The following is an 8579-nucleotide window of genomic DNA, read 5'->3' on the forward strand; positions in this document are numbered from 1 at the left end:
GGGACACGCCGCGCAGGAAGTGGGACACGCCGCGCAGGAAGTGGGACACGCCGCGCAGGGCGGCTCGTCTTCGCTCGCCCGCCCTCGCGTGTCCCACTTTCGGCTGCTCAGGGCGCCCCTTCTGGCCGATAGTGGGACATCCCCCGCCGGAACTGGGACATCCCTCGACGGGAGTGGGACACGGCGACGATCGCACATGCGGAAGGCCCCGCCCGGGGTGAACCGGACGGGGCCTTCCGTGCGAGCGGGTCAGCTATCGCCGCGGAGGATCGCGATCATGCGGAGGAGCTCAACGTAGAGCCAGACGACCGTGACCATGATGCCGAAGGCGCCCATCCACGCGAACTGGCGGGGAGCGCCGTTGCGCACGCCCTGCTGAATCGAGTCGAAGTCGAGGACGAGCGAGTAGGCCGCCATGATCACGACGAAGATGCCGATGATGACGCCCCACGGGATGCCGAAGATGAAGCTCGGCTGGCTGTTGAGGCCGAAGGCGGAACCTGACCCGAACGCACCGAACATCATCATGACGACGTTGACGAGCGAGAAGACCAGGTATCCGATCATCGCGATCATGAAGACCTTCGTGGCCTTCTTCGATGCTCGCACCTTCCCGCTGGCGAACAGGGCCAGCGTCACACCGACGACCGACAGGGTCGCGATCGTCGCCTGCAACACGATGCCCGGCCAGATGAACTCGAAGTACGCCGAGATGCCGCCGATGAAGAGGCCTTCGAGGGCCGCATAAGCAAAGATCAGCCCCGGGCGGACCTTCTTGCGCGAGGTGAAGATGACGGCCATCGACAGCGCGAAGCCACCGAGTGCGCCGACGATCCACGGCAGGATGCTGATGCCCGAGGGGTTGTCGGGTGTGACACCCGCCATCGTCCAGATCCACCCGACGACGGCGGTGACCAGGAGGATGGCGAACAGGGCGACCGTCTTGACGACGGTGTCCTCGACGGTCATTCGTCCGGTCTGGACTGCGCCGGCTGCGGGGGCGGCGAATGCGCCCTCCATCTGAGCCTGGGCGGCCAGGTCGACGGACTGGGTGTGGGCAGCCGGCGGGGTCAGCCCGGGCCGCTGCTCCTGGAAGGCGGGGTTGCTGAATGCGGGGTTGCTGCTCGAGGCCATTGTGGTCTCTCTCCAATGCGAAGTGTGCCGTAGTGGAATCCTGCGGAGTTCCAGCGTATCCGAAGCGGGTTCCGCGGGGCGGGAACTGCGCTGTGAGCCCGCCATGAACGTGGCATGCCGGTCCGTGCTCGCTAGCCTGAAGTCATGTCGCGCCGCCGTGCCCTGGTGATCGGTCACCGTGGTGCGCCGGGGTACCGGCCCGAGCACTCGCGGTCGTCGTACGACCTGGCCCTCGCTCTCGGGGTGGATGCCGTGGAGCCCGATATCGTCGTCTCGCGGGACGGGGTGCTCGTGGTCCGCCACGACACGGAGATCGGCGCGACGACCGATGTCGCCGACCGCCCGGAGTACGCCGACCGACACACGACCAAGAACGTGGACGGCCGGGAGCTCAGCGGATGGTTCGTGGAGGATTTCACGTGGGAAGAGCTCGCGACCCTCCGCTGCCGTGAGCGCTTGCCGCAGCTGCGCTCCGTCAGCGCCACCTTCGACGGCGAACAGCCGATCCTCCGGCTCCGAGACGTGCTGGACCTCGTCGCGCAGGCGGCACTCGACCAGGGGCGTGAGATCGGGGTCGTGCTCGAGATCAAGCACGCGACCTACCTCACGGGGCTCGGGTTCGACTATGCGGGACTCATCACGGCTGAACTGCATGCGAGCGGGTGGGATGCCGGCCGCTGGCCGCTGACGATCGAGTCGTTCGAGTCGGGCATCCTGATGCGGCTGCGCGAGAGAGGGGTGCGTGCGGTCTACATCTACCTGCTCGAAGCTGCTGGAGCGCCCGCCGACCTCATCGCTGCGCGGGGCGCAGCGGCGCCGACCTACGGGTCGCTCATGACGCCGACCGGGCTCGACGGACTCGTGGGCCGGGTCGACGGGATCAGCATCGACAAGCGGAGCATCCTGGCGCCGGACCGAAGGGGGCGGGTGGATGCTCCGGCATCCGTCGTCGCCGACGCGCACGCCCGCGGACTGCGCGTGTACACCTGGACCTGCCGCCCCGAGAACAACTTCCTCGTCGGGCAGTTCCGCCGCGGACGCGACAGGGCGGCGTTCGGAGACTACGAGGCCGAGTGGCGGTTCCTGAAGGATTCGGGCGTCGACGGCTTCTTCGTCGATCACGCCGACCTGGGCGTCGCGTTCTTCCACGGCTCGCACGATTGAGAGTTCACTGATCCCTCGTTGATCGCTCCATAGCGCCCCCGTAGGGTGAGGGCATGACAGATGCCGGAATCGTCGCCCGCGGCGTGCGTCGCTCGTTCGGAGACGTCCACGCCGTCCGGGACGTCACGCTCGACGTGCGCGAGGGCGCCGTGACGGGTCTGGTCGGTCCGAACGGCTCGGGCAAGACGACCCTCCTGCTCATGCTCGCCTCGCTGCTCGCGCCCGACGCGGGTGAGCTGCGCATCGGCGGTGTCGATCCCGTCGCCGATCCGGCCGCCGCGCGAGCCCTTCTCGGGTGGATGCCGGACGTCCAAGGCGCGTGGGGATCGCTCACGGCCCGCGAGACGCTCGTGACGACCGGACGCCTGTACGACCTCGATCGCGACCAAGCCGCCGCCGGCGCAGCGCGGCTGCTGACCGAGGTGGGCCTCGCTGATCTCGCTGACGCGCCCGCCCGCGTGCTCTCGCGCGGGCAGAAGCAGCGCCTCGGGCTTGCCCGCGCGCTCGTGCACAACCCGCGCGTCCTCCTGCTCGACGAGCCGGCGTCGGGCCTGGACCCGCAGGCGCGGATCGATCTTCGGACGCTTCTGCGCCGGTTCGCCGCCGAAGGGCGCACGATCCTCATCTCGAGCCACATCCTCTCCGAGCTCGACGAAGTCGTCGATGATGCCGTGTTCCTCGAGCAGGGCGTGACGGTCAGCGCCGACCGGATCGCCGCCGCCGCCGGGCGCCAGCGCGCCTGGCGCATCCGCCTCGCCGATCTCGATGCACGCGCTGCCGTCGTACCGGTCGCGCGGGCGCTGGGGCTGGATGCGGCTCTCCTCCCGATCGACCGGCGCGATCTGCTCGTATCGTTCGATTCGGATGCGGCTGCCGCCGCGGGATTGACCGCCCTCGTGCGGGAGGGACTGGCGGTCGCGGAGTTCTCGGCCGCGATGGGCCTGCTCGAACACACCTTCCTCGACCTCGAAGGGGGGACGCGATGAGCTTCTCGCGGCTGTGGACGATCGCGCGACTCGAACTCACGCAGCGCGTGCGCACGGTCTCCTGGTATCTGCTGCTGGGGATCTTCGCCCTGCTTCTGGTCGGTGTGACGGTCCTCGCCTTCCTTTCGTACGGCGGGTGGGGCACCGCCGGCCCGGGCGTGTACTCCGTCGTCGTCTATATCACTCTGCTGCTGGTCGTACTGGTCTCGCCGACGCTCTCCGGCAATTCGATCAACGGCGATCGCGATGCCGCAACCCTCGCGCCCGTGCAGGTGACCCTCGCCACGACGGGCGAGATCCTGTTGGGGAAATTCGTCGCGGCATGGATCACGGGCCTCGCGTTCACCGCGGTGGCGGCCCCGTTCTTCGTCATCGCCACCTTCGCCGGCAATGTCGACCCGATCGCCGTCATCGTCTCGCTCGCCGTGCTGATCGTCGAGACGGGTGTGATCTCGGCCATCGGCGTGGGGTTGTCCGGCATCCTCGCGCGCCCGCTGTTCTCGGTCGCGGCGACCTATCTGGTGGTCATGGCGCTCGTCGCCGGCTCCGCGATCGGCTTCGGGCTGATCGGCGCCGCGGCCTCGACGGAGTACACCGTCAGCTACCGCACGGCCGAGTACGACCCCGACACGGGGTACCCGATCTGTCGTGACGGGTCGGAAACCTGCTGGGATGAGCCGGAGCAGATGGTGTGCGGCGAGTGGCAGCAGTTGACCTCGCGCACGGCGCGCTTCGACTACGTCTGGTGGATGCTGGCCGCCAACCCCTTCGTCATCCTCGCTGACGCCGTGCCCACCCGGTACGACAGAGCCGGAAATCCGGTCGACATCTTCGGATGGCTGAAGTACAGCGTCCGCAGCGCGCAGAGCCCGATGCCCACGCAGCCGGGCTGGGATGAGTGCAATCCCGACTACTACACGTCCGGCTCGTACGAGAGTCCCGACTACGAAGGGACGATCGCGAACACCGTGCCGAGCTGGTTCGTCGGTCTCGGCGCGCAAGTGGTGCTGGCTGCAGGCTTGTTGTGGTGGGCGTGGGCTCGCACACGCACACCGGCGCGCGTGCTGCCACCCGGGACGCGGATCGCCTGAGTTCGAGTGGATCCGGAGATGAGGATACTCTCATCCCGGGGGCTCGGAGCTTCTGCAGACTCGCGAGAGCCGCGTAGCCTCCTGCATACGGTCCCGCCATACCCCGGTGGGGCATCATCGTGAAAGGCGCTCCCACTTTGCACAGACGTATCCTGGCCGCAGCCGGCGTTATCGCGCTCTCGCTGCCGTTCATCTCGACGACCGCGGCGTCGGCCGCAACTCCCGACGAAGATCCCTCGTCGCGCTTCCGCTCGAGCGAAGGTGGCACGATCGATTCGTCGTTCTCGCCGGCATCCATAGGGCCAGACGGCCGGGTCGCCGTCATCATCGAGATGACCGGCGATCCCGTCGCTGTTGTGCAGGCCGACACGGGTCGCGAACTCAGCACGACCGAGGAAGCCGCCGTGAAGGGGAAGCTGAAGAGCGCTCAGGATTCGATCAAGGCGGACATCACCGACAAGGGCGGCGAGATCCAGGCCCAGATGCAATCCGCGTACAACGGATTCCAGGCCACGGTTCCCGCCGATCAGCTTGACGCCGTCGCGTCGCTTCCCGGTGTCGTGGCGGTCCATCCCGTGCGGACCTACACGGTCGACAACGCCGTCTCGGTGCCCTATCTGGGCGTTCCGCAGGTGTGGGAGAGCACGGGATACACGGGTCAGAATGTCAAGGTCGCCATCATTGACACGGGTATCGACTACACGCACGCCACGTTCGGCGGTCCCGGAACCGTCGCGGCGTTTGAGGCGGCGGCAGCGACCTCGGAGCAGCCCGCCGACCCGGCACTCTATGGACCGGCTGCACCCCGCGTGAAGGGGGGCATCGACCTGGTCGGCGATGACTACAACGCCGACCCGGGGAGCGACGCCTATCAGCCGGTGCCGCATCCTGACGCCAATCCGCTGGACTGCGGGGGTCACGGCTCGCACGTGGCCGGCACCGCCGGCGGCGGTGGTGTGACCGCCGATGGAGCGGCGTTCACCGGACCGTACGATTCCGCGTTGCCTGCGAGCGCTTTCCGCGTCGGTCCCGGAGTTGCGCCGCAGGTCGACCTCTACGCCGTCCGGGTCTTCGGCTGCGAGGGTTCGACCGACGTCGTCGTACCCGCCCTGGACTGGGCCGTGGACAACGACATGGACGTCGTCAACATGTCGCTGGGCTCGTCGTTCGGTCGCGGCGACGATCCGGATGCCGTGGCCGCTGCGAACGCGGTCGGCGCGGGCGTCGTGGTCGTCGCCTCCGCGGGCAACTCCGGTCACAGCCCCTACCTCACGGGATCGCCCGGCACCGGTGACGGTGTGATCGCGGTATCGGCCGTAGACAGTTCCGAGGGCTTTCCCGGCGCGACCCTGACTGCGGGCGATGCACCGATCGAGGCGATCAACGCCAACGGCGCCTCGCTCGAGGACATCGGAGCACTCACGGTCGTCCGGCTGGTCGATGACCCGGCCACCGCGGAGAACGAAGCACTCGGCTGCTCGGTCGCCGCATACACGAAGGCCGGCGTCTCGCCGGGCGGAAATCAACTGGCCGCCTCGCAGCGGGGAACGTGCGCGCGCGTCGCCAAGGCGATCTACGCCCAGCAGGCCGGTGCTGCAGCCGCGGTCATGGTCAACAGCACCAACGACCTGCCGCCGTACGAAGGCATGATCACCGCGAACCCGGACACGGGCGAGGAGTTCGTCGTGACGATCCCGTTCCTCGGGGTCCGCTCCGGCGATGGAGCGAAGATCGTCGCCGGCAGCACCGCCACGATGGTCTCCGCGCAGATCGCCAACCCCGGATTCCGGGGCTACGCCTCCTTCACATCGTCGGGGCCCCGCTCCGGTGACAGCGCCATCAGCCCCGACGTCGCCGCCCCGGGCGTGTCGATCTCATCGGCCGCCGTCGGGTCGGGCAACGGCGCGGCGATCATGTCCGGAACCTCGATGGCGGCGCCCCACGTCGCCGGTGTCGCGGCGCTGTCGGTGCAGGCGCACCCCGCATGGAACGCGCCTCAGGTCGCGGCATCCGTCGTATCGACCGCCGACCCCGACAAGGTCGCAGGGCAGAGCCTGACTCTCGGGGGTGTGGGACTCGTCGATCCGGCGCAGGCCGTCGCGACGAGCGTCACCGCGACGGGCGACGGGTTCCGCACCGAGAGCGGCTGGGCGCGCGAGTCGGCGCTGAGCTTCGGCTTCCAGGAGTCGCCGATCATGGTCGGCGGCATCAAGGCCGTCACGATCCGCAACGACGGCACGGCTCCGGTCACCTACGCGGTTTCCACGGCCCCGTCCGCGGTCTCCCAGACGGCGAAGGTGGGTCTGTCGTCGACCTCGGTGACCGTCGCGCCCGGCAGGTCGGCGACGGTGCTGCTGAGCGTCGCCGCCGCGTCGAAGGATGTGCCGGGGTCGCTCGCCGGTGACGATCAGTTCTCGTTCTACGAGATCTCGGGCGATATCGTGCTGACCTCGCCGGATTCGACCCTGCGGGTGCCCTATCTGCTCGTGCCTCGTTCGAGTGCCACCGTCACCACGAGCGGCTCCAGCTTGTTCCCCAACAAGAAGGTGGTCGACGCTACGAAGAAGGTCACGTTGCGCAATATCCTGGGTGCAATCCCGGGCGATGCCGATGTCTACACGTGGGGCCTGTCCGACCCGAAGGATGCATCGAAGGCGCTCGCCGACACGGGGTACGATCTGCGCGCTGCCGGAGTGCAGTCCTTCGCTCAGGGCGACGATCATCTGCTCGTCTTCGCGGTGAACACGCATCAGCGCTGGTCGAACGCGGCCAGCAACGAGTACGACGTCGTGATCGACACGGATGCCGACGGTGAAGCCGATTGGATCGTGTTGTCCTACGATTCCGGCGCCGTTCGCGCGGGAAGTGCCGACGGCACCGCCGAGACGTTCATCGTCGATGCGAAGACCGGGGCCATCGCGTCGAGCGGCTTCTTCACACAGGCGCCGACGGATACCAGCACGATGCTGCTGCCGGTGTACGCGAGCGACCTCGGGATCGCGGGCTCCTTCTCCTACACGGTGCAGACCTTCGCATCCAACGGCGGCGAGGACTCGGCATCCGATTGGGCGATGTACGACCCGACCAACCCGGCGATCACCAACGGTCAGTACGTGACCGTCCCGCAGCGCGGGTCGACGAGCGTATCGATCGATGTGGATGCCGCGGCGGCCGCCGCGCAGAAACCGCTCGGCTCCATGGTCGTCGTCGTCGACAACCGTTCGGGCGCCGACGAGGCGCTGCTGGTGAAGCTCAAGTAGTCCCCTTCCCGAGCAGCGGACGGGGCGGCGCGGTCAGCGCTCGCCCCGTCCGCTGCATCTCAGCGCCGGCAGAGTGTGGGTGCGTCACTGCTGCCGAAGCGGTAGTCGTACTGAGCGCCGTCCACGCGGACGATGACGCGCAGACCGTCGACGAGCGACTGCGTGTACGACACCCCGGGCGTCGGGCATCCGAGGGAGCTGTCGCCGAAGACGACCTCCTCCGCGGACACGATCTCGGGTACCCCGCCGACGCCGCGTGCGGCGAGGTCGTCGAGGATCGCCGTCCAGCGCGCAGCAGAGACCGTCGTCGGCGTGCCGGACGGAGCGAGCGGACTCGGCTCGGTCGTCCGGAACGGGGGGCGGGTCGACTCCGAGGGTGATCCTGATGAGCCGGCGGTGCTCGCACCCGCGCAAGCGCTGAGGGCGAGCGCCGCGATCGCGATCGCGGTCAGGGTGAGGGATCGACGCATGAGCGGCTCCTTGCACGGGGCCGCCATCGTAGAGCGGCCACCTGCGAGCGGGCCGAGAGCGGCCGATGGGGCAGGATGGGGATCATGGTCGGCAGGCGGCCGAAAGGAGCCCTTCGTGCCCAGTGATGACACACCGAAGCCGTTGTTTCAGCGCAACGCGCTTGCTCCCGGCATCCTCGCGGCGAGTGTGCTCTTCCTCGCCGCCGTGTTGTTCACGCTGGGGTGGGACCAGTTCGTCCTCTTCGCGGTGTCGATCCTCGCGCTCATCGTCGCCTGGTTCGCGGGTCAGGCGAAGCAGTGGTGGTGGATTCCGGTTTTCTTCGCGATCGCGGCCGTGTGGAATCCGGTGTTCCCGCTGGCGCTCGACCCCACCCTGTGGACGGCGCTCCAGCCGGCGGCCGGCGTGATCTTTCTCGCGGCGGGCGCGCTCATCAAGAGCCCCCGCGCGTGACCGGTCGGAAGGTCGCTTCGCGC

At 68.5% G+C, this 8579-nt stretch carries 7 protein-coding genes; 5 read left to right on the top strand and 2 right to left on the bottom strand.

Going from position 1 to position 8579, the window contains the following annotated elements; translation table 11 throughout:
* Positions 1–249: 249 nt before the first annotated feature.
* Entirely contained in the window at positions 250–1134 is an 885-nt protein-coding gene (locus QZV81_RS04865) for a Bax inhibitor-1/YccA family protein (protein ID WP_292833366.1), read from the bottom strand.
* Between the two features lie 144 nt (positions 1135–1278).
* On the opposite strand from QZV81_RS04865, the gene QZV81_RS04870 reads away from it, so the two are divergent.
* From QZV81_RS04870 to QZV81_RS04885, 4 genes are all read left to right on the top strand, one after another.
* Positions 1279–2298, top strand: a complete 1020-nt coding sequence (locus tag QZV81_RS04870) for a glycerophosphodiester phosphodiesterase family protein (RefSeq protein ID WP_292833370.1) — start codon at positions 1279–1281, stop codon at positions 2296–2298.
* 53 nt (positions 2299–2351) lie between these two features.
* Positions 2352–3284 (top strand): ABC transporter ATP-binding protein, encoded by a 933-nt coding sequence (locus tag QZV81_RS04875; RefSeq protein ID WP_292833373.1) that lies wholly within the window; start codon positions 2352–2354, stop codon positions 3282–3284.
* Complete coding sequence (locus tag QZV81_RS04880) at positions 3281–4375, top strand: ABC transporter permease (RefSeq protein ID WP_292833376.1); 1095 nt, start codon at positions 3281–3283, stop codon at positions 4373–4375. Before QZV81_RS04875 ends, QZV81_RS04880 begins: the two co-directional genes overlap by 4 nt.
* Positions 4376–4512: 137 nt before the next feature.
* Positions 4513–7635, top strand: a complete 3123-nt coding sequence (locus tag QZV81_RS04885) for a S8 family serine peptidase (protein WP_292833379.1) — start codon at positions 4513–4515, stop codon at positions 7633–7635.
* A 59-nt stretch (positions 7636–7694) separates the two neighbouring features.
* On the opposite strand, the gene QZV81_RS04890 is transcribed toward QZV81_RS04885, so the two are convergent.
* Entirely contained in the window at positions 7695–8105 is a 411-nt protein-coding gene (locus tag QZV81_RS04890; RefSeq protein WP_292833382.1) for a hypothetical protein, read from the bottom strand.
* 115 nt (positions 8106–8220) lie between these two features.
* Between QZV81_RS04890 and QZV81_RS04895 the strand changes: the two genes are divergently transcribed.
* Positions 8221–8556, top strand: a complete 336-nt coding sequence (locus tag QZV81_RS04895; protein WP_292833385.1) for a DUF6804 family protein — start codon at positions 8221–8223, stop codon at positions 8554–8556.
* Positions 8557–8579 lie beyond the last annotated feature (23 nt).

This window comes from Microbacterium sp. (assembly GCF_011620665.1).
In the GTDB taxonomy this organism is placed as follows: Bacteria; Actinomycetota; Actinomycetes; order Actinomycetales; family Microbacteriaceae; genus Microbacterium.

Excerpts from the sequence above, each read along its gene's own strand:
- QZV81_RS04865 (WP_292833366.1), bottom strand. The coding sequence starts at position 1,134 with ATGGCCTCGAGCAGCAACCCCGCATTCAGCAACCCCGCCTTCCAGGAG.
- QZV81_RS04870 (WP_292833370.1), top strand. The coding sequence starts at position 1,279 with ATGTCGCGCCGCCGTGCCCTGGTGATCGGTCACCGTGGTGCGCCGGGG.
- QZV81_RS04875 (WP_292833373.1), top strand. The coding sequence starts at position 2,352 with ATGACAGATGCCGGAATCGTCGCCCGCGGCGTGCGTCGCTCGTTCGGA.
- QZV81_RS04880 (WP_292833376.1), top strand. The coding sequence starts at position 3,281 with ATGAGCTTCTCGCGGCTGTGGACGATCGCGCGACTCGAACTCACGCAG.
- QZV81_RS04890 (WP_292833382.1), bottom strand. The coding sequence starts at position 8,105 with ATGCGTCGATCCCTCACCCTGACCGCGATCGCGATCGCGGCGCTCGCC.